Below are 24,856 nucleotides of genomic sequence, written 5' to 3'. Positions count from 1 at the left end.
TCCTCGTGTCTTATAAATATTCTTCTTCGTATTGTTCAAACTGCTCCTGCGTCATTAAAACGCGGCGCGGTTTTGTACCTTCTTCCGGACCGACAATGCCGGCCTCCTCAAGCTGATCCATAATTCTTGCTGCCCGGTTAAAACCAACTTTAAAATAACGCTGCAACATTCCAATAGACCCTTTTTCTTTATCGATCAAAAGTTTTGCGGCATCTGCAAAATATGCATCTCTTCCATCTCCGGTTCCCGAATTTGAATCAATGCTCACAGTAGTATTTTCAGATTCTATATTATTCATATGTTCTTCCACTGCCGCGCTATATGAAACCTGTCCATTTTCCTCTTTGATGTAATTGACAACATCTGATACTTCCTTGTCAGAAACAAATGCTCCCTGTACACGGACCGGCTTTGGAATTCCCTGCGGATAGAAAAGCATATCGCCTTTCCCAAGCAGTTTTTCTGCACCGTTCATATCAAGAATTGTTCTTGAATCAACACCGGATGTTACCGCAAAGGCAATACGGCTTGGCATATTTGCCTTGATCAATCCGGTGATTACGTTTACAGAAGGACGCTGGGTTGCAATGATAAGATGAATCCCGGCTGCACGTGCAAGCTGAGCCAACCGGCAGATCGCACCTTCCACATCACTCGGTGCAACCATCATCAGATCTGCTAACTCATCCACGATAATGACGATCTGAGGCATTTTTTCCGGTTTCGGATCACCTTCCACATCCGGAAGACTGTCTATTTTAGCATTGTATCCTTTTAAATTCCGGACATGCGCTTCGGCAAATTTATTATAACGGTCAGTCATTTCTGCTACTGCCCAGTTTAAGGCACCTGCTGCTTTTTTCGGATCAGTAACGACCGGTATCAGAAGATGCGGGATACCATTGTAAACACTTAACTCCACAACTTTCGGATCTACCATGATCAGTTTTACATCCTTCGGATCTGCCTTGTACAAAATACTCATAATGATCGTGTTGATGCAGACAGATTTACCGGAACCCGTTGCACCTGCGATCAGAAGATGCGGCATTTTTTCAATATCAGCTACAGATACTTTACCACCGATATCTTTTCCGACACAGAAAGAAATTTTCGATGGATGGGACTGAAATTCCTCAGATTCCACCAGCTCGCGGAACGACACCATAATATTTTCCTTATTTGGAACTTCAATACCAATCGCTGCCTTTCCAGGGATCGGTGCTTCGATACGGATATCCGCTGCTGCAAGATTTAACTTGATATCATCCGCCAAATTAACGATCTTGCTTACTTTTACACCCATTTCCGGCTGTAATTCATATCTTGTTACGGCAGGTCCGCAACTGATATTTGTGATCGTGACATTAACACCAAAATTCTTTAATGTCTGTTGCAGCTTCATGGCAGTTTCCTGTAACTGTTTTCTGGTATCTCCCTGCTTGTTTTCAGATTGTTTCAGAAGTGTAACAGGAGGAAATACATACGCTTTCTCAGGTGGTGCAGTTTCCAGATCTGTTTCCATTACCGGTTCAGCTGCATCTTCATTTTTCATATATACAGGCTCGTGAGATACATTTTCACGTTTTACAGGTCCGGTTTGTTCTGCAGCGGTCTGCTGCGCCTGTATATCTTCATCAACTGATTCTTCTTCCGATAAATCAGATCCTAAATCAGCCTCAAATGATGATAGATCTGAGGTATCCTCTGAAAAAGGCTCTATTCCAAATGCCATTGCAGGATCAGGACGCCCCGGCATATCGAATATCTCTTCCTCTTCGACTGTCTGTGAAACTTTTGGTTCTTCCATCTGGATTGGAAAAGATGCCTGCTCATCCTCCGCTGCAAAAAGCGCTGTTTTTTCCGTCAGAGCCTGTCCCATTGCTTCTAACGCCTCATCTGAAAATGCAGATGGAGCCATCTTCTGTGGTGCATTTCCTGCAGTCAGTGTGACACGTTTTTCCTCTTTGATCTCCGGCAGATCTATCATATCTTCCGGCAAAATCTCGCTGATATTCTGAGAACGTTTCTGTGACGTATCCGGGATCAGTTTGGTATCGATAGCAACTCCCTCAATCTTTCTGTCCATTCTACGCTGCTGCTCCCGCTGTTCACGTTCTTCCCTTCGCATCTCTGCACGTTCTCTGTGCCGCTCATTACTGATCTTCGCAGACTCATATACCTTACGTCCACCCTTTTGCATACCACGGAATGCGGAACGTTCGGTAATAAGTACAAGTGAAATGATAAGTACGATCACATCGATCACATAAGCGCCAATAATTCCAAAACCGGAACATAACATATGTGAAAGCACGCCACCGATCAGTCCGCCGCCACTTTTTGCATCAAAACTATACCGGTAGGCATCCATTGCAGTTTTCGCATCCGTTCCATCGGAAATGAGTTCGAAAAACATACACAAAAATGCCACAAAAAGAATGACTGCCACTAATTTTACAGCCGCAACTCTGTTTCCCTGATTCGAAACAGCAAAAAAAGTACCAACCAGCAATACAATCGGAAATATATATGAAATAATTCCAAATATACCAAAAAAGAAACGACTGACCGTTCCTCCTATGGTACCGCCAAATCCAAAATTACTGATAAAAAGTAAAAGTGAAACAGCTACTACGATCCATAAGATCACTTCACGTGTAAATTCTGCTTCACGTTCCTGCTGTTTTTTTGTAGTCCTCTTATGTCCAGAATTTGTTTTCCTGCCGGATGATGTTCTTTTACCGGCAGCAGAACGCTTCCTATTCCCTGTTGCCAAAATATTACCTCCAAATCAATTTTATGCCATATAGATATATCCGCCGATCGAGATAACGCCTACGATCAGGCAGTAAATAGCAAAGCCTGTAAATTTCTTTCTACGAACAACAATAAGCATTGTCTTAATACAGACATAACCTACTACAGCAGCTACGATCATACCAACTACATAGTATGCAATTTCCGCACCAGAAAGTGCAGCTGCCGTGTAATCTTTTAATTCCAGTACCAGTGCTCCAAGAATTGCCGGTATCGACATCAAAAATGAGTATTTTACAGCAAAATTACGGTTAAAACCACTGAGCAGACATGCAGTGATCGTCGTTCCGGAACGTGACAACCCCGGAAGCGTTGCTATTCCCTGTGCAATACCGACGCCAAATGCATTTGTATATGTAACACCTTTTGGCAGCTTATCTCCATCTTTTGCATGATCTGCAATAAAAAGCAGGACAGCGGTAAGAATCAGACAAATCCCCGGAATAAGTAATATCTCAGATGCCATCTCCACGACATCTTTTCCGACCACTCCGATGATTCCTGTTGGAATCGTGGATACAATAATCAAAACAACTAATTTGCGGTAGCTGCTGTTTACCAGACGGAGATATGGCTCATCTGTCCTGCCGGTTTTATTCCCGATAAAACGGACGAAATTAATGATACAATCCCTGATCAGACCGATTCCCTCTACAATCATTTTCAAAACATCTTTATAGTATACAACACAAATAGCTGCCAGAGTCCCGATATGCAAAAGTACATCAAATAAAAGTCCTGTCTCTGTATCTACCCCAAATAATATTTTAAAAATCGCCAGATGTCCGGAACTGCTCACGGGTAAAAATTCTGTCAATCCCTGTATGATCCCCATCAATATTGCCTGTAATAATGACATATCTGCCTCCTCTTTGTATCTCCGTAATAAATCGTTCTTTTGCAGTAACTTTTTACATACATGTTTTATCTTAACATATTTGAGGCAGATTGTCATTAACTGGTTATTTTTTTTCTATCATCTGATGCAGTTTTGAAAATGCATCGGAAATACCTCCAACTTCATTGATCAGTCCTTCATCTACCGCTTCTTTTCCGACCAGAATTGTTCCAAGATCTTTTGTGAGTATTCCAGTGTTCATCATAAGCTCTTCCAAACGTTTTTCCGTTGCTTTTGAATGTGTACTGATAAAGTGTACGATCCGGTCCTGCATCTGTTTAAAGTAATCGTATGTTGGTTTTGCGCCAATCACGGTTCCATTCATGCGAACCGGATGGATCACCATGGTTCCGGATGGCACAATAAAGGAATAGTCCGTTGACACGGCTAAAGGGACACCGATGGAATGACTGCCGCCAAGAACCAGTGAAACGGTTGGTTTCCGGATGGATGCAATCATTTCGGCAATCGCCAGACCGCTTTCCACATCACCACCAACCGTGTTTAAAAGCAGCAACAGCCCTTCTGTATCCGGATTATCTTCAAGTTCAGCCAGTTTTGGCAGAACATGCTCATATTTTGTGGTTTTGGTAGTTGCCGGAAGACAGTCGTGTCCCTCAATCTCCCCAATGATCGTCAGTAATGAAATCTTATTTTTCATTTGTATCTGACCAAACTCTTTGATCTCTTCATTTTTCTTTTCCTGATTTTCTGCCATGATATACTCCTTCCATATGATATGAAAACAATAGACGGTACGCTCTTTAAATATTCTATTGTCATGAATGAAAAAACAGGATGTTTGTAACATCCTGTTTTTTATACGACATCCTTATTTAAGTATATCCAATCTGCAAAATAATCATACAGAATTAGCATCCGAGCAGATAATTGTATAATCCCTCGTATTTCCCTTTAGAGTTATTCCATGAATAATCATTTGCCATGCCACGGTCGATCATCTGATTCCACTGTTTCTTGCGGTCAAAGAAGATATGTTTTGAATAATTGATCACAGAAAGCATTTCATCTCCATTATAATTTGCAAATGAAAAACCGTCTCCTGAATTTTCATACTCATTAAATGGTTTTACCGTATCTCTTAATCCACCTGTCTCACGGACAATCGGAACAGTACCATAACGGAAAGAAATAAGCTGTGTCAGCCCGCATGGTTCAAAACGGGATGGCATCAGGAAAGCATCTGCCGCTGCGTAAAGTTTATGTGCAAGTTCATCAGAATAACAGATATTAGCAGATACACGATCACCGTATTTCCATGCATAATGGCGGAACATATTCTCATACTGTGGATCTCCGGTACCTATGACAACCAGCTGGGTATAATCATCCACGATCCGGTCGATCGCATAGTTCACAAGATCTAAGCCTTTCTGATCTGTCAGTCTTGAGATCAGCCCGATCATGTATTTCTTCTTGTCAACAGCAAGTCCAAGCTCTGCCTGAAGTTTTACCTTGTTCATGTACTTTTTCTTCCGGAAATCCGATGGTGTGTAATTCGTATAGATCTTTCCATCTGTTGCCGGATCATAAACTTTATAATCAATACCATTTACAATACCCTGCATATCAAAATGACGTGCAGATAACAGACCGTTCAATCCTTCTCCATAGTACTCGGTCTGAATCTCCTGCGCATAGGAATCGCTGACAGTCGTGATATAATCTGCATAAACAAGTCCGCCTTTTAACATGTTGGCATCCTTTTTAAATTCCAGTTTATCCGGTGTGAACAAAGAAGCTGAAAATCCGGTCAGTCCCTGCATAGTCTTGATATCCCATACTCCCTGGAATTTCAGGTTGTGGATCGTCATGATACTCTTCATTCCCCAGTAAAAAGAATCTGCCTGAAATTCATTTTTCAGATATACCGGAATAAGACCTGTCTGCCAGTCATGACAGTGAATCAGATTCGGGCAGAAGTCAATCTGTTTTAGCATGGACAATACAGCTTTGTCAAAGAAACAGAACTTTTCAATATCATAGCGGACATCTCCATATGGCACTGCACAGTTAAAATATTCCTGATTGTCAATAAAATAATATGTAATGCCATCCATGACATATTTTAAAATACCGACATATTTATTCGTAATATAACTGCCGGTGCTCATATAAAAATGAGCTACATATTCGAATTTGCTGCGGAACTTATCCGGAATGCAGCTATAATTTGGTATTACAACCCTGACATCCCATTCATTCTTATCAAATTCTTTTGGCAATGCTCCACATACATCCGCCAAACCCCCGGTTTTAATAAACGGAACACACTCCGATGCTGCAAAAAGTATTTTCTTCATAGCAATCTCCATTCCTGTGTTTATTCTACATCTATTTCTATTATCATATAACATTTCCGAAAAGAATACCATATCTTTTTTACTGCAATGCAGAAAAACTTTTTCATACAAAAAACGACACAGACTTCTTCTCCATGTCGTTTTCCTGTGTATTTTATATATTATTTATTCATCCCAGTTATGATATACTTCCTGTACATCATCGTCATCATCAAGCAGATCAAGAATACGGTTAATATTGGTTAAATCCTCTTCTGCTGTCAGCTCTACATAATTCTGTGGAATCATTGTAACTTCCGCTTCTGCCATAGGAATCTTTTCTGCTTCAAGTGCTGCATGTACTGCTTCAAAATCAGCCGGATTTGTAATGATCTCATAGCTGTCCTCTTCCTCAGAGAAATCTTCTGCACCAGCATCAAGTGCGATCATCATCAGATCATCCGCATCCATTTCACAGTCTTCTTTTGCGATAATGATCTGTCCCTTTTCATCGAACATATAGGAAACACATCCCTGTGTACCGATACTTCCATGTCCTTTTGTAAATGCGTTACGGACATTGGCAGCGGTACGGTTCTTATTGTCGGTCAGACATTTTACAATGATGGCTGTTCCGCTTGGACCATATCCCTCATAAGTGCAATACTCGTAATTGACAGAGTTGCCTTCGCCGGATGCTTTTTTGATACCACGCTCAATCGTATCGTTTGGCATATTGCTTGCTTTTGCTTTTGCAATGATTTGAGCCAGTTTAAAGTTGTTTGCAGGATCCGGACCGCCATCTTTTACTGCAACGGCAATCTCACGTCCGATAATTGTAAAAATCTTTCCTTTTGCTGCATCATTTTTTTCTTTTTTGTGCTTAATATTCGCAAATTTGGAATGTCCTGACATAAATACTTCCTCTTTTCTCACTTGTTTATTGCTTCAAAAATACATTTTATTTTATCACTATTTCCGTTTTCTGGCAAGCCTATTTATGTATACAGCTCTAAACTTACCTCAAGCGCCTTATCTATTTTCACCAGAATCTGGGAATCTAAATGACATACCTTGTCTTTTAACCGTTTTTTATCGATCGTGCGAAGCTGTTCTAAAAGAACAACAGAATCCTTGACAAGATCATATTTTCTGCTGTCCAGTTCTACATGGGTTGGCAGCTTCGCCTTATTCATCTGGGATGTGATTGCTGCGCAGATCACGGTAGGACTGTGCCTGTTTCCAACATCATTCTGTATAATAAGCACCGGTCTTACACCGCCCTGTTCTGAGCCAATCACCGGTCTTAAATCTGCATAAAAAATATCACCACGTCTAATTACCATATACTTCCACTCCATTTTTCTTACTTTACGGATAGTATTGCCAATTTTTACTGGTGTATTCCATTTCTTCCTGTTATTCTGAAAAATGATCTCTCGTGCCAATGATCCTTCCGCCATGGATATAAACACGTGGAATACGTTTTCCAAGATCACAGGCGAATTCATAATTGAATCGTCCGGACAGGTCACCGACTTCTTCCATAGTGATACACTCATCACCATCTCTGCCAATGAGAATCACTTCATCTTCATTTTTAACATCCGGAATGTCGGTAACATCAACCATAAACTGATCCATGCAGACACGGCCAAGAATCGGTGCACGTTTTCCATGGATCAAAACAAATCCTTTATTTGAAAGGCCTCTTGCATAGCCATCTGCGTAACCAACCGGAATTGTTGCGATTATGCAAGGCTCTGTTGTGACATAAGTTCCCCCATAACTGATTGCTCTGCCAGCCGGAAGTTCCTTTACATATGCCACATGTGTCACCAGTGTCAATGCAGGTTTCAGGCTGATCGCATTCTTATCTACATCCTCAGACGGCCACATGCCATACAATGTGATGCCGGCGCGGACCATATCCATATTTGCATCTGGAATATCGACAATCCCTGCACTGTTTGAACAGTGATGAATCGGAATACTTACGCCACGGTCTTCTAACATGCCGATCATTTTCTTGAAAAGACCGATCTGCTGGTAGGTAGGTTCCTTATCTTTTTCATCCGCTTTCGCAAAATGGGTAAAAATACCCTCCACTATAATATGCGGCAGTTTTGAAAGCTGTGCCATCTCATCTGCTGCGTCTTCTGTGACCTGATAACCGATCCGGCTCATTCCGGTATCGATCGCGAAATGGATCTTGCAGTCTCTTCCGATACTTGCTGCGGCAACGGAAAGTTTTTCTGCCATCTCTTTTGTAAATACGGTTGGACGGATACCTGCTTTAATCATATCCACATACTGGTCCGGAAATACATATCCTAAGATCAGGATCGGTTTCTGGATTCCGTGATTACGAAGGATAAGTCCTTCCTCAACCGTGGCAACTGCATAACCATAAAGATAATCCAGTTTTTCAATCGTCTCTGCAATCTCTACGGCACCATGTCCGTAGCCATCTGCCTTAATGACAGCCATAATTTTTGTGTCTTTTGCAATGTTTCCGCGCATCGCATCCATGTTGTGTAGAATTGCATCCAGATCGATTTCCGCATGCACTCTGCTGTATCTGTTCATGTTGATCCTCCATCTATTTTGTGTACCGTTTTTTATTCAACGAATTTTTGTTCATTATCGACCGGCTTTGTAGTATAAATATTCAGAACTTTTTTAATACCACAGATCAGATCTGAGGCTGTAAGCCCCTGTAACCCCGTTGTGCGTATCATAAGATCACCGGACAGGCCATGAAGATATACCCCAAGAGGAGCCGCCTGGTAAGGTGTTATTTTCTGTGCCATAAATGTACCGATCACACCGCTTAACACATCTCCGCTTCCTGCTGTTGCCATTCCGGAATTGCCGGAAAGATTCAGGTATTTTTTACCATCCGGCAGTGCAGTTACGGTATGTTCGTCTTTTAAGACACATACAACGTGATATTCTTTTGCATAATCCGCAGCAGTCTGAAGCAAATGATGCTGGATCTCACTGACTGTTTTTCCGGTAAGCCGGCTCATCTCTCCGGGATGAGGTGTGATCACTGCCGGGATTTTAAAATTTTTCCAGATATCTGCCTCTGGTAAGTCATTCTGCTCTGCTATCAGATTTAACGCATCCGCATCAAAAAGAATTGCTTTCTTTTCCTGTGACGTTCCATATTCTAACACAAAATTTAATATCTGTGCAGCAGTTTTTTCTTTCCCAAGCCCGGGACCTGCCACAATGGCATCTGCCCAATCAAAAGCCTCCTGTAATACAGCCTTCCCCGGAGCAGCATTTTTATCATAAGTAGTAAGAACCGCCTCTGGAACACAGCTCTGTAAAATAATCCTGTTTTCTTCCGGCGTCAGCACACGCACCAGACCGCATCCTGTGGCGTAAGCAGCTTTTGCAGATAAAACTGCCGCCCCTGCCATATTGACACTTCCTGCGATCAGCAAAAGTTTTCCATAGCTTCCTTTATTAGAATGACTTTTTCTCTCCGGGAGCAGCAATATATCTTTCGTTTCCAATGCCATTACTGACGGTGTCTCTCCCAGCCAGCTTTCTTTCGTGATACCGATATCACATACGATCACTCTGCCGGCATATTCATTTCCCGGCCAGAGAATACTGCCTAATTTCGCAAATGCGAATGTGATCGTGATATCTGCACGAAATGCCATACCAAGGACAGCACCTGTATCTGCAGAAATTCCGGATGCAATATCCACTGCCACTTTTTCTCCCGGAAGTGTATTCATACAACATAATATGTCTGCATAAGTACCAGTCACGTCTCTCGACAACCCTACACCAAATAGTGCATCTATGACAGTTGTTGGTCTGATCTGTTCCGGTAAATCCGTATAGACAGGAACACCATATGCATTTAAAATATCCTGCTGGATTCTGTTTTGCTCCGAGCAATGATCTTTATTTCCAGCAAAAACAACTGTAACAGTATGTCCCTCCAGAAATAAAAGGCGGGCGATCGCAAGACCATCTCCACCATTATTTCCGCTACCGCATACGATAAGAACTTCTGAGAGATCGACTTTTTGCTTATGGAGTTCATTTACAAATGTTATTGCTGCACGCTCCATCAGAAGAAGTCCCGGAACCTTAAAATGTGAAACGGTATTTGCGTCATATTTTTGCATTTCCCTGCTGTTTACAAGATACTTCATGATAATAAACCCCCTGTTATAAGCAAAAAACGCCGCACAAAGATCTGTGCGGCAGCTAATTGCTTCCTGAATTTATGGCACCCTTTTCAGTTGCCGTTTTTTTCTGCTTTTTTGTTTCTGACAATGTTGTAAGATAACTGCATCAAACTGTCGGAAAGATGTACATTCTCTACAACAACATTTTTATCAATGAGCTCCAGGTCTACATGCGCAAAATTCCAGATTGCGCGGATTCCAAGTCCGACTAGTCTGTTTGCAATGGCATCAGCCTTTTCCTTTGGCATAGTAAGCGCCGCAATATCCACCTGATTTTCTGCACAGAAACTCTCTAATTCATCCAGCATGCGGATTTTGATTCCACGCACGGTCACACCGTCCAATGCAGGATTTACATCAAACAGTCCTATGATCACAAAACCAAGTTTTTCAAATTTCACATAGTTTGTAAGTGCCTGTCCAAGATTACCTGCACCCACCACAATAATATTGTGTCTTTCATTTAAACCTAATATCTTACCGATTTCCTCATATAAAAACTTTACATTATAACCATAACCCTGCTGGCCAAAACCACCAAAATTATTCAGATCCTGTCTGATCTGGGATGCGGTCACATTCATTCGTTTACTCAGATCATTGGATGATATACGTTCTACACCGGCATCTAAGAGTTCTCCGAGGTAGCGGTAATAACGCGGCATTCTCCGGATAACTGCCTGTGATATTTCTTTTTCCTGCACAAAAGGTTCCACCTTTCTTACGTTCTCTCGTTTATTATAGTGATTTCCCCTGTGTCTGTCAATGTGTGAAAAATTTAACTATCTTTTTTCAATAAGATATTTTCTGTTTTGTCAGGAAATATCATCAATCAGTTCCATCTAACTGCATTGACAGCTCTTCCCAGGTTTCATAGCAGGTTTCCAGTCGTTCCCTGCACTCCTGCTGTCTTGCTGCAAGCTCATTTAATTTTGCGGAATTAACTGCGTTTTCCGGCTTTGCACATTCTTCATCGATCATGCTTATTTCACTTTCAAGTGCGGCAATCTCTTCCTCGGCTTTTTTTAAACTGTTTTCAATTTTACGAATCCTTGCCTGCTCTGCTTTTTGTGCCTGCCAGTCGAGCTTATTAACGGCATCATCCTGTTTCTTAGGCTGCACATCTGAAGTTTCTGGCTGTTTCACATACAACTGCGTCATAATATCATGTTTTTCCAGATAATAATCATAGTTTCCGATATAATTTACAATTGTTTCACCTGTCAGCTCCAGGATTCTTGTTGCTGTCTGATTGATAAAATAGCGGTCATGTGAAACAAAAAATACCGTTCCTGTATACTGGTTTAATGCAGATTCCAAAATTTCCTTGGATGTAATGTCCAGATGGTTTGTCGGCTCATCTAAAATAAGAAAATTAGCATCTGAAAGCATCAGTTTTGCCAGAGAGACACGGCCTCTTTCACCACCGCTTAAATCTGAGATCCGCTTAAACACATCATCATTTGTAAATAAAAAGGCTGCCAGTACATTGCGGATCTTTGTGTTGTTCAGCTCTGGATAAGCATCTGAGATCTCTTCAAATATGGTTTTTTCCATATGTAAAAGCTGATGTTCCTGATCGTAATATCCAATGTGAACATTCGAACCAAGTGTTACCGTACCACCATCTGCCTGTATCAGATTATTGATGATCTTTAAGATGGTCGTTTTCCCGGTTCCGTTATTGCCGATCAGTGCTACCCGCTCCCCACGTTTAATCTCGAATGAGATATCCGAAAACAATGTAACCGGCGGATATGATTTTGCAAGACCTGACACCGTAAGGACATCATTTCCGCTGACCACATTTGGCTCTAACACGATCTTAATGTCTGTATTGTCCTCAACCGGTTTTTCAATACGTTCTATCTTGTCTAACATCTTTTCGCGGCTCTCCGCACGCTTGATGGATTTTTCACGGTTAAACGATTTTAACTTTGTGATAACTTCTTCCTGATGTCTGATCTCACGCTGCTGATTATAATATTGTTTTAACAGATCTTCACGGACTTTTGCTTTCTTCTTCGCAAAATCCGAGTAATTTCCCTGATATACATAAGCCTTATGCTGGAAAATCTCAACTACTTTCGTGACAACTCTGTCTAAAAAATAACGGTCATGAGCCACGATCACAACAGCACCTTTGTATGCACGCAGAAAATTCTCAAGCCATCGGATCGATTCCATATCCAGATGGTTTGTCGGCTCATCTAAAAGTAATACATCCGGCTTTGTGACTAAGAGTTTGCCAAGCGAAACCCTGGTTTTCTGTCCTCCGGACAATTCATTCATCTGCTTTGTTAAATCTTCGTCCGAAAAACCAAGTCCTTTTAAAATACCGGTTACTTCACTCCGGTATGCATATCCGCCCTGCAGTTCAAATTCGTGGCTCAGACGATGATAAACCTCCATCAGTTTTTCCAGTTCCCCACCGGTCTGCTGATTCATTTCTGACTCCATATTGCGGAGTTTCTGTTCCATTTCAAGGATGTCAGCTCTTGCATTAAGAACTTCGTCATAAATGGTTCTGTGCCCCGATACATCCTGATACTGTGCCAGATAACCGATTGTTTTATCTTTTGCAAGGATCACTTCACCGGTATCGGACGTTTCTTCGCCCATAATAATTTTAAGCAGCGTAGACTTGCCGGCACCATTGATGCCGACAATCGCTGCTTTTTCGTTTGCTTCAATATGAAAACATACATCTTTTAAGATCTCATCTGTTCCAAAAGACTTTGAGATACTCTGACATGACAAAATCATTTTAAACTTTCCTCTAATGTTGTTCTGATTGCCTTGATGAAATTTTCGCTGTTTAATACAACCGGATTCGGATTTGTAGTAATCAGCGCAAGGTCTTTTGTCATTTTACCATCTTCAATGGTCTTTATACAAGCCTTTTCAAGTTTTTCTGCAAAATCAGATAATGCCTGGTTAGAATCAAGTTCTCCACGTTTCTTAAGTGCACCTGTCCATGCAAAAATAGTTGCAACAGAGTTTGTGGATGTCTCCTCACCTTTTAAGTGTTTGTAATAATGGCGCTGTACCGTTCCATGTGCAGCTTCATATTCATAATATCCATCCGGGGAAACTAATACAGAAGTCATCATGGCAAGTGAACCAAATGCACTTGAAACCATATCACTCATGACATCTCCATCATAATTTTTACATGCCCAGATATAACCACCCTCAGACTTCATTACACGTGCAACTGCATCATCGATCAATGTATAAAAATAGGTAATACCTGCTTTTTCGAATTTTTCTTTGTACTCTGCATCAAAGATTTCCTGAAAAATGTCTTTAAAGGTATGATCGTATTTTTTTGAAATCGTATCCTTTGTTGCAAACCACAGATCCTGTTCTGTATCCAGTGCATAATTAAAACAGCTTTTTGCGAAACTTTCAATGGAATTGCAAAGGTTATGCTGTCCCTGAACAACGCCTGCTCCGGTAAAGTTGTGGATCAGTTCTCTCGTCTCTGTACCATCTTCCGCTGTATATACCAGCTCACATTTGCCTGCTCCAGGAATCTTCATCTCAGTTGCTTTATATACATCGCCATATGCATGACGCGCGATCGTGATCGGTTTTTTCCAGTTCTTTACACATGGCTCGATCCCTTTTACAACGATCGGTGCACGGAATACCGTTCCATCTAACATGGCGCGGATCGTACCATTCGGGCTTTTCCACATTTCTTTTAAATTATATTCAGTCATGCGGGCTGCATTTGGTGTGATCGTTGCACATTTTACAGCAACACCGTATTTCTTTGTTGCATTGGCAGAGTCAACGGTAACCTGATCATTTGTCTCATTACGATGCTCTAATCCAAGATCATAATACTCTGTTTTTAAATCAATAAACGGCAGAAGTAATTCATCTTTGATCATTTTCCAGAGGATTCTTGTCATCTCATCTCCGTCCATCTCTACCAGTGGTGTTGTCATTTTGATTTTTTCCATTATGTTCTCCTTTTCTATTGAAATAAATTGTCCCATCCGTAATTGTCCATATTGTGAATGGTGTTCATCATATGCTCATTTGCAAGTTTTTCTGCCAGATTGGCATCATGTTTTTTTAATGCTTCCACAATCTGTCTGTGTTCCTGATTCGATTGCACAGAACGTTTTGGATCTGCAAGTGTGATTTTACGTACACGCTGCACGTAATGATGAAAATCAAGCAGCACATGTTTCAGCTCTTTACTGTCAGAAGCGTTATATAAAATCTCATGGAAACGGTTATCTAATTCCACGACTTGTTCTGAATTTCCTTTTGCTGCATGGAAATCAGACAGATATATATTTTCATCCAGTTCATCTAACTGCTCTTTTGTGATATTGTCCGCAGCCCACTTTGCACACAGTCCCTCCAAACGTGACCGTATCTCGTAAATATCCTGAATATCTTTCTTGGAAATACCTACAACATAAGCACCCTTATTCGGAATGATGGTGACTAATCCTTCCAGTTCAAGCTGGCGGAGCGCCTCACGCACCGGAGTACGGCTGACGCCTAACTCTTCGCCGATATTTTTTTCCTTCAGTTCTTCGTCTGTCGCATATTTTCCGGATAAAATATTCTCACGGATCGTATGGAACACACGGGAACTTAAGGAATAATTATCCTCTCCCATATATGACACCTCATGCTCCTATTGTTACATTTAATTCCTTACAGCATTTTTCAATTTCTTCTACTAATTCCTTATCCGTCAGTACCGTAACACGTCCATCCTCATACTGCTTGTCTACCCAGACTTTTACTTTTTTTACAAGTTCTGAGTTCTTATCGACACTCTTATCTTTCGGAAGATGATAATATGAGTTGATCCAGAGAGCAATTCCTGCAAGACCGGATGTGTTGGAAACAGATACTAATGGCGGTCTGTTTAAGAATTTTCCGGTATCAAAAATATTATAGATCTCCTCATTTTTCAGAAGTCCGTCCGCATGGATTCCAGCTCTTGTAACGTTAAAATTACTGCCGACAAACGGTGTACGGCTCGGCTGCACATATCCAAGCTCTTTTTCAAAATATTCCGCCAGCTCTGTGATCACTGTGGTATCCATACCATCGAGTGTTCCCTTTAACTGTGCATATTCAAAAACCATAGCCTCAAGCGGTGTGTTACCGGTACGCTCTCCGATACCGAACAGGGAGCAGTTGACACCACTGGCTCCATAAAGCCATGCCGTCGTAGAGTTATTAACTGCTTTATAGAAATCATTATGACCATGCCATTCGATCAGTTCAGAAGGTACACCTGCATGTGTGGTCAGACCATAAATGATACCCGGTACACTTCGCGGAATCACAGCACCAGGGAAATTCACTCCATATCCCATAGTATCGCAGGCACGGATCTTGATTGGAATCTTATATTCATCCATCAGCTTCATAAGCTCCACACAGAACGGAATTACAAAACCGTAAATATCAGATCTTGTGATATCCTCCAAATGACAGCGTGGACTGATACCTGTTTCCAAACACTCACGGATGACACTCAGATAAAGATTCATGACCTCTCTTCTTGTCATTTTCATTTTATAGAAAATATGATAATCCGAGCAGCTTACCAGAATACCTGTCTCACGCAGGCCGATATCTTTTACTAACTGGAAGTCTTGTTTGCTTGCCCGAATCCAGCTTGTAACTTCCGGAAATTTATAACCGCGCTCTAAACATTTATAGACGGCATCTCTGTCTTTTTTGCTATATAAAAAGAATTCACTCTGTCGTATCAGACCCTTCGGTCCACCCAGGCGATGCAGATAATCATAGATCGTCACGATCTGTTCTGTTGTATAAGGTGCCCTTGACTGCTGTCCATCACGAAATGTCGTATCTGTGATCCAGATATTTTCCGGCATATTATGTGGTACAATTCGGTCATTGAATGCGATCTTTGGGATCTCATCATACGGGAACAGATTATGGAATACATTTGGTTCTTTCACATCTGCTAACTGATAAAAATGCTCTTCAAGCTGCAGCAGATTCGTTTTCTTATTCATTACAACTTCTCTCATAACGTAAATCCTTCTTTCTGCCATGGCACTTGTGCCATTGACACCTATGCCATGAATGCATATTTTTACTTTTAGAGTGAATATTTTTTCATGCATAATTGTATACAATTATACTTTTTCTATATTCTATACATTTCTTCTCTTATTTGTCAAGGCATAAAATTTTATATTTTCTATAACTTGCAGTTATAAATATGTTAAAATATGCATCCTGTATATTCCTTTAAACCTAACAGAAAATTTTTTCAGATTTGTAACACTTATCTGGCTTTCACATAAGATACAGTGTAAGAAAAATTTCTGGAGGTTTTATATGAGTGATTTAGCTGCAACAAACTGTGGTGGTGGATGTTCCTGTAACGAGGGAGGATGCAATTCCATTCTCTGGATCATCATCTTATTATGCTGCTGTGGCGGTAACGGCGGATTCTGTGGTGGAAATAATGGCTGTGGTGGCAGTAATGACTGTCTGTGGATCATCCTGCTTCTCTTCTGCTGCGGCGGATGTGGTGGAAATGGCGGAGGATGCTTCTGCTAGTCTGAGCATCCATTCCATACAGGCGGCCGGTATTGCCGGTCGCCCTGTATCATTCTATTGTTTATACCAAAAACGTCTCTGCCCGTTACAGGCGAGACGTTTTTTGCCCTCCGGGCAGGATTCTTTCCTGATTCATAGATCATCGATATTATGAGTATTTTTCATTCTGATTTTTATCTGTATATTCCTGATCTTTTTCCCATTTCTGCTGTTGTATCATCTTCTCATAAATTCCACATTCTTTCGGAACTTTCTTTCTTCTGGCACACTCCTCATCTATTTCATAAACACTATTTCCATCAATAATCAGCATATTTTTATTCCTCCCTGTTTATTTTATGCCGGACTGCCTGACATCGTCACTAAACCCATCCTAAAATCTGCATAATAGCTGACATAATCTATTTTTCTGATTCATAAACTGAAAGAAAAAGGCATTCGAGTGAAAAAAACTTTTTTCACACACAAGAATGGAGATTTTTATGGAACAAAATTCATTCACGCCATTTGATAATATGACACAGACCCGAGAACTGCAGATGTTAAAAACAGCAATTCCTTATATGAAAGGCGACCAGAAAAAACAATTTGCCATTCTGATCAAATATATGGAATTACAGAATACCATCCAGGTATTTAATCAGGAAGATAAAGTCATGTCTATGTGCTCTGTCAGCGAAGAAGAAAATTCCACGCTTGCTATGCTGAACGATCTCCGGAAATTCTGTACGGATAAGGAACTCGAAACACTTGATATGCTTACGAATATGATTTCCATGATGGAAACATATGAGACGATTTTTGCATAAAATATCTTAAATCTTTTGAAAGGGAAAATATGGAAAATGATTTTTGGAATAATCCGGGGTTGAAAAATATGTCACCCGAAAAACTGCAGTTTTTAATGAACTTTGCTTCAAAAGAAAAGCCAACAAATATTAAAGATATGATGCCATTTCTCCTTGGCACCATGAATGCGGCAAAGACAAACAATATCCAGTTTACTGATCCGGAAACAGAAATGTTAATTGCCCTGTTAAAACAAAACATGTCGAAAGAAGAGGCGGATAAGGCGGATAAGATCATCCGTCTTATGAAAGAACGGAAACAAAGCTGACAAAAGGGATGGAAACACTCCATCCCTTTTCTATCTGCTTGCTGTTTGATTTAGTTTTACCAGATTGAAGCAACACTCACTTCTAACAACTTGTCAATCGGTGCCGGACTTTTTCCCATACCGTCTGTACCCTCAAAATATTTTGCACTCGCAGATTCAAATAAAACAAATACCGTATCATCCGCAATCGCAACTTCCTCTGAGCAAGGCGGCATCTCAACTTTTACCTTTGGATCATTTGGCTTTTTATCCAGTGCAAGGAGAGACGCATAAACTTTCAAATAAGAAGAATTGTTTCTTCCATAAGAGGTACTTAAATAAATAGAGCCATTATCATCAAAAGCCACGCCCTGCACCTTGCTTGGAAGATTATAACTGCTGACTGCTGTCAGTTTATCCGCTTCTTTATCGTAACTGTAAGAATACATTTCGGAATCAAAAAATCTGGTATGTGTAGCAACCCAGAGTCTTCCGCCGTAGCAGGTAATGCAGGATGGTGTATTTTTCAGACGATATTCATCTGACAAAGCGGATGCATCAATACAATACCCCGGTACATCATTTGCAATTGTTGTGATATATTCATAGGAAATGCGCTCTAATGTATTGGAATTAGAATGGCAGATCCAGACATTTTCACCATCAAAAGCAATACCTCCAAGATGACTTTCTTTCTTCATGCCAAGTGTCACAAGATATTCACCACTCTCACGGTCAAATACCATTAACGAGCCTAAATTTTTACGATCTTCTGAATAGGCTGTGATAAGAATATAATCCGGTGTGAAGCAAAGTCCCTGCATACACTGGCTGGAACTGCTGATCAAATTGTCCTTATAATCTTTTTCTCTGGTAGAAGGCATTCCCGGAATCGAAAGAGAATCCAAAAAAGTATAAGAACATTCCTTTAACTCTTTCTGACTGCTATCACGGATCGTGCCAGTCTGGTAAGAATACATTTCTACATTATAATGATTATCGATGTTTTTTGTCCATTTTGCAAAAAGCACCATATTAGCAGGACTGTCCTCATCAATTGTTGTAACTTTTCTGGAATAATTGCAATCTGCATACCAGCCGGCAAAATTATATCCGATCTTAACCGGCACATCCAAGGTAAACGGAAGTTCTTCCTTTTTGATGTTTTTTGTATTATTACTACTGTTAATGCCACCATTTACTTCATATACGATATGATATTCCGATGGATTTTCTCCTGCAAAGAGGTCTAATGTGATATCATCACTTGCAATGGTCTCCTGTGAAGCATTCGGGAGGATGATAATACTGCAGGCACGAACCAGTTTTGGATCACTTACAAGAAAAATAAATACATATAAAATTACAAATAATTCTTTGCAAATTTTTCTGCCAAACTGCATACCCATTCCTCCCTTTTTTGTACACAGACCAGCTGGTATTACAGCCAGTCTGTGTTTTTTGCTCTGCTTTCCGGGAAGACCTGCTTCTTTTATTTTTCAAAGAAGTTTTTATGAATTGTCCGTGTTATCGAGTTTGCCTGCTCTTTCTGCGATCTCCTGTTCCTGAATATCAGAAGGAGCCTGTTCATATCTTGCAAACTCATAAGAAAAGGTTCCGCTTCCACCGGTCATAGAACGTAAATCTGTATTGTATCCATATAATTCCATATATGGGATATCAGCTACGATCTCCTGATAACCGTGTTCTGTCGGATTCATTCCAAGTACGCGTCCACGGCGCTTATTTAAGTCTCCCATGATGTCACCTGTATATTTGTCAGGTACAACAACCTTTAAGGATGCGATCGGCTCTAACAGGATCGGTGATGCCTCCATGAAACCTTTTTTAAATGCCTGAAGTGCTGCAACCTTAAATGCCATTTCAGAAGAGTCTACCGGATGATAAGAGCCATCATATAAAACTGCTTTTACTCCTACCACCGGATAAGCTGCCATCGGTCCTTTTTGCACGCCTTCCTGGATTCCTTTCTCCACCGCCGGGAAGAAGTTCTTCGGAACGGCTCCACCGACAACACATTGTTCAAATACATATGGTGTTTCAAGATCCCCGGAAGGTTCAAATGTCATCTTGACGTGACCATACTGTCCATGACCTCCGGACTGTTTTTTGTACTTGTATTCCACATCCGCTTTCTTACGGATGGTCTCCCGGAATGCTACTTTTGGTTTTTTCAGTTCAATCTGAACCTTGTATCTTTCTAACAGTTTACTTGCCACAACTTCTAAGTGCTGGTCACCCATGCCATATAATAATGTCTGGCCGTTTTCACTGTCATTGACTGCTTTTAATGTAAGATCTTCAAGCATCAGTTTCTGTAATGCCTGTGAAATCTTATCTTCATCTCCTTTATTGACCGCCTTATAACGTTTATAGGTATATGGTGTGGAGATCTGGGTTCTTATATACAGGATCGGGTTTGCCTTTGTGGAGAGGGAATCCGTGGTAGCTGCTTTCGTCAGCTTTGCTAATGCTCCGATATCTCCTGCGTGCAGCTCCTTTACTTCTTCCGGTTTATTTCCACAGAGTATATAAATTTTTCCGATTTTTTCTTCTGTATCTTTATGCTGGTTATAAAGGAGATCATCTGTTTTGATTACTCCCGAATTTACCTTGATCAATGAATATTTTCCAATGAATGGATCTGCAATCGTCTTGAAAATATATGCTGATTTTGGTTTTGCAAAATCATAGTCTGCATTGTATACCTCGTTGGACTTTGCATTGATTCCGGTGCAGGAACGTTTTTCCGGGCTCGGAAGATACTTTACAATGTCAACCATCAGGGTATACATACCACGTGCAAGGATATTTGAACCCATCAGCACAGGAACGATGCTTCCATCGGATACATTGACGCGGAGTGCCTGACGGATCTCATCCTCAGAAAATTCTTCACCGCCAAAATAACGATCCATGAATTCTTCGCTTGTCTCCGCAACAGCTTCCATCAGCGCTTCCCTGCAGATACCAAGATTTTCTTTGGAATATTCAGGAACTTCTGCTTTTTCCACTTCGCCGTTGTCATTCCAGCGTTTTGCCCGCTGCTGTAATACATTGACATATCCGACAAACTGTCCGTTTTCACGGATCGGAAGATGGAAAGGTGCGATCCGCTTACCATAAAGCTGTTGTAAATCTTCTACCACCTGTCTGTAACTTGCTTCATCGATATCCATATCTGTAACGAATACCATGCGTGGCAGTTTATATGTTTCACATAACTCCCATGCTTTTTTTGTGCCGACTTCAATGCCTGCCTTACCGGATACTACGATAATTGCTGCATCCGCAACGCTGACTGCCTCTTCTACTTCTCCTACAAAATCAAAATAACCGGGTGTATCAAGGATATTGATCTTTGTATCACCCCAGACGATCGGTATCACGGATGTGTTGATGGAAAAATGACGTTTTATTTCTTCTTTGTCATAATCACTGATCGTATTTCCATCAGTGACTTTTCCCATGCGTGTCGTCATCCCCGCAAGATAAGCCATTGCCTCGGCGAGACTTGTTTTTCCGCATCCACCGTGTCCAAGCAGAACCACATTACGAATCTTATCAGTTGTGTAAACGTTCATAGCAAATCCTCCAATACATATTTTTTAGTCGATACCTCTAAAGCGGCATTCACTGTATGGTTATATTTTACTAAATTTAAACATTTATTACAACTTATTTATTCATATTTACTAACTATTTTTATATTACCCAAAATTTGTTTATATATTATGTATGCATTTTAAATATTTTTTTACCATTTGCATGGAATGTTTACATAGTGTTCACATTTCGTCCAAACTTTGATTATTTTTTTATGCAATATACACTTTTGTACTTTAACGTGTTGACTTTCTTGTGATTTATGTCTATGATAGGTAAAGAATTATAAGAATAGAATTTTAACATCTAACAGGGGGATTTCCATATATGTCACTTCAGAAAATCGGCTTTATCGGGCTCGGACTCATCGGTGGTTCCATTGCAAAGAAACTGCATGCACTTCATCCGGAACTCACAATGATCGCTACAGCACATCATACCAAGACGGTTGACGACGCTTATAAAGAACATTTAATCGTAAACAATACACCGTGTGAACTGAAAGATTTTTCAGACTGCGATTATATTTTTCTGTGCACGCCGACCAGGAAAAATATCGAATATCTGCAGCAGTTAAAAGATGTGATCTCACCGGACTGCATTATCACAGATGTCGGAAGCGTCAAGACAGAGATTCACAGGGAAGTAGAAAAGCTAGGTCTTGAAGCTAACTTTATTGGCGGGCATCCGATGGCGGGATCTGAGAAAACCGGTCTTTCCAACGCCTCAGAAACACTTTTGGAAAATGCTTACTATATTATCACACCAACCGAAAAAAGTCCTGCTCCCGCCGTGGAAGAGCTGACAGAACTGGTGCGTTCTCTCGGTGCGATTCCACTTGTTTTAGGATACGAACAGCACGATTATGCTACCGCAGCGATCAGCCATCTGCCGCACGTGATCGCATACAGTCTCGTAAATCTGGTTCGTGAATCAGATGATGAAAATGAGATCATGAAAACCATTGCAGCCGGAGGATTTAAAGATATCACGCGAATTGCATCATCCTCTCCTGTCATGTGGGAAAATATCTGCCTGTCCAACCAGGAACAGATTTTAAAATTATTGGACAGTTATATTCATACTTTGGAGAAAATGCGGATCAATATCGCAGATGCAGATGAATCAGCTTTGTTAGATGCCTTTACTGCTGCAAAGGATTACCGTGATTCTATCACTATTACGGCAAAAGGCGCTTTAAAGAATATTTACGAATTATATTTAGATCTGATCGATGAGACCGGTGGGATTGCCACCGTCGCCACGATCCTTGCAAGCAATAATTTAAGCATAAAAAACATCGGCATCATTCATAACCGTGAATTTGAAGGCGGTGTCTTGAGACTTGAAATGTATGACAGGGAATCGTTAGCACTGGCAGTCGCACTGCTTAAGAAACATCATTATACGATTTACGAAAGATAGGAAAATGCCGTACGGTCGGTTGATCGTACGGCATTTTTTCTGCGCATGATAATGAAATATCTCATCCTGGCAGCATACATTCTATATTATTTTCCATCATACCAAACTTCACAGTCCTTCCGGTAAAAAGCAATCCCATAACAGTCAATTGTCTTATAAACTTCCTTTAAAAGTGCCTCTTTATATCCTTTCTGATAAATCTGACGCACCGCTTTCTCTGCATCATTTTCCAATTCATCAATTCCAGAAGACACTTTTACTTCTATAATAAATGCCCTGCCTCTGAGCGACGGACTTTTTACCATCAGATCATATCGTCTTTTCCCTGATTCACGGTTCGACTCAACAAGATAATTGCTGCTCTGGCTTAGAATCCCGGCAAGAAAACCATGATAAAAACTTTCCGCACTGTCATAATAACTGATTGTTACTAACAACTGTTCATTCAGAATCTCCTGCATACGCGCCGCGTTTCCCGTTTCCATCGCCTGATACAGATCATGGAAATCTGTTTTCTTTACTTTTTCCCGAAACCAGTTTTGTATTGTGGTCTTATAAATCATTTTCACTTCCTGATTCGGTATCCGGACTTTCAGAAAAATGATACCATCATCCATGTATTCATCTGTTTTAGTCAGATACCCGGTAAAAAACAGAAAATTCCATAAATTCACATCATTCTCATAAATATCCGTGTAAGTAATTTCCTCATGAACCGGAATATCCAATGTATTTCCTGCCAGAAGCGTCTCAATCTGCCCTTTTGTTTCCCTGTCGGCACGCAGTACAAGATTTTTTACAATATCGTTTGAACTGGTATTTACCCAGTACGGACGTGTGAATGCATTTTGATCCGCCACAAGATCATATAAAAACTTGATGACACTCCACGGGTTATATACTTCCCGGTTTCCGAAAGTATATCCATCATACCACTCTCTCATATCTGCAAAACGATCTTCCACACCATAGGAAATCATTGCCTGCTTTACTTCCTGCTCTGTAAATCCAAAATGTTCGCTGTACTGTTTATCCAGAATCGAAATACCGTTCAAATGATTCAAACCGGTAAAAATACTTTCTTTCGATATTCTAAGACAGCCTGTAATGACTGCAAACTGAAGATACGCATTTGTTTTTAACACAGATTCAAACAACGACCGGGTGAAGTCAATCATTTCATTATAAAATCCGGAAAAATATGCATTTTCTAACGGTACATCATATTCATCAACCAGAATGATCACTTTTCGCCCGGTCACCTGATAAAGCAGCCTGCTTAATGTCTTTAAAGAACCGGAATATACCTCCCTGTCCGCTTTTCCTGACGCAATTTCATAAAACAGAGTTCTGTCATCCTCTGAGATATTACCGCTCATTATCTGTTTCTCGTGTCTTTTAAATTCTTCAGAAATTTCTTCTTTCAGTTTAAAATAAGCTGCTTTAAAATTCCTTTGTTTTGCAGACTTTAATGTAAGAAAAATAACAGGATAACACCCCATCTGTGAAATATATTCTTCCCCTGCATTCATAATATTTAAGCCAGTAAATAATGCACGGTTTCTCACATTCTGCTCCGCATCTCCTGTATCTTCAAAAAAATACTGTAACATGCTCAGATTCAGCGTCTTGCCAAAACGTCTGGGGCGGGTAAACAGATTTACCTCGCCTTTCAGCTCTAATAGCTCTTTGATCAGCAGAGTTTTATCAATATAGTAATAATTTTCCTGAATTAATTTTTCGAAACTGTCAATTCCAACCGGTAATGGTCTCATGTCTGCTTCCCTTCTTTTTTAAAAAGTCCCCCGCCTTATGGCAAAGGACTTTTTATTACAACCGCTTGTTCTGTAATCATAGTATCAATTTCGGGTAGTAATATCAA

At 40.5% G+C, this 24,856-nt stretch carries 21 protein-coding genes; 4 read left to right on the top strand and 17 right to left on the bottom strand.

Annotation, left to right across the window (positions count from 1 at the left end; translation table 11 throughout):
- Positions 1-10: 10 nt before the first annotated feature.
- From H8S51_RS09915 to H8S51_RS09855, 13 genes are all read right to left on the bottom strand, one after another.
- A complete protein-coding gene (locus H8S51_RS09915; protein WP_186898799.1) occupies positions 11-2,779 on the bottom strand; it encodes an FtsK/SpoIIIE family DNA translocase in 2,769 nt (922 codons plus the stop codon).
- A 21-nt stretch (positions 2,780-2,800) separates the two neighbouring features.
- Complete coding sequence (locus H8S51_RS09910; RefSeq protein ID WP_186898800.1) at positions 2,801-3,679, bottom strand: undecaprenyl-diphosphate phosphatase; 879 nt, start codon at positions 3,677-3,679, stop codon at positions 2,801-2,803.
- A gap of 103 nt (positions 3,680-3,782) precedes the next feature.
- Positions 3,783-4,436 carry a ClpP family protease gene (locus tag H8S51_RS09905; RefSeq protein ID WP_117921388.1) on the bottom strand — a complete coding sequence of 218 codons (654 nt, stop codon included), beginning with the start codon at positions 4,434-4,436 and terminating at the stop codon, positions 3,783-3,785.
- A gap of 154 nt (positions 4,437-4,590) precedes the next feature.
- Complete coding sequence (gene glgA / locus H8S51_RS09900; protein ID WP_117921386.1) at positions 4,591-6,042, bottom strand: glycogen synthase GlgA; 1,452 nt, start codon at positions 6,040-6,042, stop codon at positions 4,591-4,593.
- 165 nt (positions 6,043-6,207) lie between these two features.
- On the bottom strand, positions 6,208-6,936 hold the full coding sequence (locus H8S51_RS09895) for a YebC/PmpR family DNA-binding transcriptional regulator (protein WP_117921384.1): 729 nt from the start codon (positions 6,934-6,936) through the stop codon (positions 6,208-6,210).
- Positions 6,937-7,019: 83 nt separating this feature from the next.
- Positions 7,020-7,367 carry a type II toxin-antitoxin system PemK/MazF family toxin gene (locus tag H8S51_RS09890; protein WP_015560523.1) on the bottom strand — a complete coding sequence of 116 codons (348 nt, stop codon included), beginning with the start codon at positions 7,365-7,367 and terminating at the stop codon, positions 7,020-7,022.
- Positions 7,368-7,440: 73 nt separating this feature from the next.
- Complete coding sequence (alr, locus tag H8S51_RS09885; protein WP_117921382.1) at positions 7,441-8,610, bottom strand: alanine racemase; 1,170 nt, start codon at positions 8,608-8,610, stop codon at positions 7,441-7,443.
- A 32-nt stretch (positions 8,611-8,642) separates the two neighbouring features.
- Complete coding sequence (locus tag H8S51_RS09880) at positions 8,643-10,205, bottom strand: NAD(P)H-hydrate dehydratase (RefSeq protein ID WP_186898801.1); 1,563 nt, start codon at positions 10,203-10,205, stop codon at positions 8,643-8,645.
- 86 nt (positions 10,206-10,291) lie between these two features.
- Positions 10,292-10,945: a redox-sensing transcriptional repressor Rex gene (locus H8S51_RS09875; protein ID WP_118209033.1), complete on the bottom strand. Its 654-nt coding sequence runs from the start codon at positions 10,943-10,945 to the stop codon at positions 10,292-10,294.
- A 124-nt stretch (positions 10,946-11,069) separates the two neighbouring features.
- The gene (gene abc-f / locus H8S51_RS09870; RefSeq protein WP_186898802.1) at positions 11,070-13,007 is read right to left on the bottom strand and encodes a ribosomal protection-like ABC-F family protein; all 1,938 of its coding nucleotides are present in this window, start codon (positions 13,005-13,007) and stop codon (positions 11,070-11,072) included.
- Complete coding sequence (locus H8S51_RS09865; protein WP_186898803.1) at positions 13,004-14,215, bottom strand: NADP-dependent isocitrate dehydrogenase; 1,212 nt, start codon at positions 14,213-14,215, stop codon at positions 13,004-13,006. Before H8S51_RS09865 ends, abc-f begins: the two co-directional genes overlap by 4 nt.
- 14 nt (positions 14,216-14,229) lie before the next feature.
- Positions 14,230-14,889 carry a GntR family transcriptional regulator gene (locus tag H8S51_RS09860; RefSeq protein ID WP_117921374.1) on the bottom strand — a complete coding sequence of 220 codons (660 nt, stop codon included), beginning with the start codon at positions 14,887-14,889 and terminating at the stop codon, positions 14,230-14,232.
- Between the two features lie 10 nt (positions 14,890-14,899).
- Positions 14,900-16,288 carry a beta/alpha barrel domain-containing protein gene (locus H8S51_RS09855; RefSeq protein ID WP_015560518.1) on the bottom strand — a complete coding sequence of 463 codons (1,389 nt, stop codon included), beginning with the start codon at positions 16,286-16,288 and terminating at the stop codon, positions 14,900-14,902.
- Positions 16,289-16,601: 313 nt separating this feature from the next.
- On the opposite strand from H8S51_RS09855, the gene H8S51_RS09850 reads away from it, so the two are divergent.
- Positions 16,602-16,826 (top strand): chorion class high-cysteine HCB protein 13, encoded by a 225-nt coding sequence (locus tag H8S51_RS09850; RefSeq protein WP_117921372.1) that lies wholly within the window; start codon positions 16,602-16,604, stop codon positions 16,824-16,826.
- A 148-nt stretch (positions 16,827-16,974) separates the two neighbouring features.
- Here H8S51_RS09850 and H8S51_RS09845 read toward each other — a convergent pair whose 3' ends face one another.
- The gene (locus H8S51_RS09845) at positions 16,975-17,139 is read right to left on the bottom strand and encodes a hypothetical protein (protein ID WP_241070673.1); all 165 of its coding nucleotides are present in this window, start codon (positions 17,137-17,139) and stop codon (positions 16,975-16,977) included.
- 169 nt (positions 17,140-17,308) lie between these two features.
- Here H8S51_RS09845 and H8S51_RS09840 point away from each other — a divergent pair, with 169 nt between their 5' ends.
- Entirely contained in the window at positions 17,309-17,635 is a 327-nt protein-coding gene (locus H8S51_RS09840; protein ID WP_117921370.1) for a hypothetical protein, read from the top strand.
- Positions 17,636-17,664: 29 nt separating this feature from the next.
- Entirely contained in the window at positions 17,665-17,943 is a 279-nt protein-coding gene (locus tag H8S51_RS09835; RefSeq protein WP_117921369.1) for a hypothetical protein, read from the top strand.
- Positions 17,944-17,999: 56 nt separating this feature from the next.
- Here H8S51_RS09835 and H8S51_RS09830 read toward each other — a convergent pair whose 3' ends face one another.
- On the bottom strand, positions 18,000-19,325 hold the full coding sequence (locus H8S51_RS09830) for an InlB B-repeat-containing protein (protein ID WP_241070672.1): 1,326 nt from the start codon (positions 19,323-19,325) through the stop codon (positions 18,000-18,002).
- 108 nt (positions 19,326-19,433) lie between these two features.
- A complete protein-coding gene (locus tag H8S51_RS09825; RefSeq protein WP_186898804.1) occupies positions 19,434-21,527 on the bottom strand; it encodes an elongation factor G in 2,094 nt (697 codons plus the stop codon).
- A 349-nt stretch (positions 21,528-21,876) separates the two neighbouring features.
- On the opposite strand from H8S51_RS09825, the gene H8S51_RS09820 reads away from it, so the two are divergent.
- Positions 21,877-22,974 (top strand): prephenate dehydrogenase, encoded by a 1,098-nt coding sequence (locus tag H8S51_RS09820; protein WP_186898805.1) that lies wholly within the window; start codon positions 21,877-21,879, stop codon positions 22,972-22,974.
- Positions 22,975-23,060: 86 nt separating this feature from the next.
- Here H8S51_RS09820 and H8S51_RS09815 read toward each other — a convergent pair whose 3' ends face one another.
- Positions 23,061-24,749, bottom strand: a complete 1,689-nt coding sequence (locus H8S51_RS09815) for an AAA family ATPase (RefSeq protein WP_186898806.1) — start codon at positions 24,747-24,749, stop codon at positions 23,061-23,063.
- Positions 24,750-24,856 lie beyond the last annotated feature (107 nt).

This window comes from Roseburia rectibacter (assembly GCF_014287515.2).
GTDB classification, from domain to species: Bacteria; Bacillota; Clostridia; order Lachnospirales; family Lachnospiraceae; genus Roseburia; species Roseburia rectibacter.
This window is presented reverse-complemented; position numbering and strand designations above follow the sequence as displayed.

What these genes read in the sequence shown, in the direction of transcription:
- H8S51_RS09910 (WP_186898800.1), bottom strand. Translation starts at nt 3,679, where the DNA reads ATGTCATTATTACAGGCAATATTGATGGGGATCATACAGGGATTGACA.
- H8S51_RS09905 (WP_117921388.1), bottom strand. Translation starts at nt 4,436, where the DNA reads ATGGCAGAAAATCAGGAAAAGAAAAATGAAGAGATCAAAGAGTTTGGT.
- glgA (WP_117921386.1), bottom strand. Translation starts at nt 6,042, where the DNA reads ATGAAGAAAATACTTTTTGCAGCATCGGAGTGTGTTCCGTTTATTAAA.
- H8S51_RS09895 (WP_117921384.1), bottom strand. Translation starts at nt 6,936, where the DNA reads ATGTCAGGACATTCCAAATTTGCGAATATTAAGCACAAAAAAGAAAAA.
- H8S51_RS09890 (WP_015560523.1), bottom strand. Translation starts at nt 7,367, where the DNA reads ATGGTAATTAGACGTGGTGATATTTTTTATGCAGATTTAAGACCGGTG.
- alr (WP_117921382.1), bottom strand. Translation starts at nt 8,610, where the DNA reads ATGAACAGATACAGCAGAGTGCATGCGGAAATCGATCTGGATGCAATT.
- H8S51_RS09880 (WP_186898801.1), bottom strand. Translation starts at nt 10,205, where the DNA reads ATGAAGTATCTTGTAAACAGCAGGGAAATGCAAAAATATGACGCAAAT.
- abc-f (WP_186898802.1), bottom strand. Translation starts at nt 13,007, where the DNA reads ATGATTTTGTCATGTCAGAGTATCTCAAAGTCTTTTGGAACAGATGAG.
- H8S51_RS09865 (WP_186898803.1), bottom strand. Translation starts at nt 14,215, where the DNA reads ATGGAAAAAATCAAAATGACAACACCACTGGTAGAGATGGACGGAGAT.
- H8S51_RS09860 (WP_117921374.1), bottom strand. Translation starts at nt 14,889, where the DNA reads ATGGGAGAGGATAATTATTCCTTAAGTTCCCGTGTGTTCCATACGATC.
- H8S51_RS09855 (WP_015560518.1), bottom strand. Translation starts at nt 16,288, where the DNA reads ATGAGAGAAGTTGTAATGAATAAGAAAACGAATCTGCTGCAGCTTGAA.
- H8S51_RS09850 (WP_117921372.1), top strand. Translation starts at nt 16,602, where the DNA reads ATGAGTGATTTAGCTGCAACAAACTGTGGTGGTGGATGTTCCTGTAAC.
- H8S51_RS09845 (WP_241070673.1), bottom strand. Translation starts at nt 17,139, where the DNA reads ATGCTGATTATTGATGGAAATAGTGTTTATGAAATAGATGAGGAGTGT.
- H8S51_RS09840 (WP_117921370.1), top strand. Translation starts at nt 17,309, where the DNA reads ATGGAACAAAATTCATTCACGCCATTTGATAATATGACACAGACCCGA.
- H8S51_RS09835 (WP_117921369.1), top strand. Translation starts at nt 17,665, where the DNA reads ATGGAAAATGATTTTTGGAATAATCCGGGGTTGAAAAATATGTCACCC.
- H8S51_RS09830 (WP_241070672.1), bottom strand. Translation starts at nt 19,325, where the DNA reads ATGCAGTTTGGCAGAAAAATTTGCAAAGAATTATTTGTAATTTTATAT.
- H8S51_RS09825 (WP_186898804.1), bottom strand. Translation starts at nt 21,527, where the DNA reads ATGAACGTTTACACAACTGATAAGATTCGTAATGTGGTTCTGCTTGGA.
- H8S51_RS09820 (WP_186898805.1), top strand. Translation starts at nt 21,877, where the DNA reads ATGTCACTTCAGAAAATCGGCTTTATCGGGCTCGGACTCATCGGTGGT.
- H8S51_RS09815 (WP_186898806.1), bottom strand. Translation starts at nt 24,749, where the DNA reads ATGAGACCATTACCGGTTGGAATTGACAGTTTCGAAAAATTAATTCAG.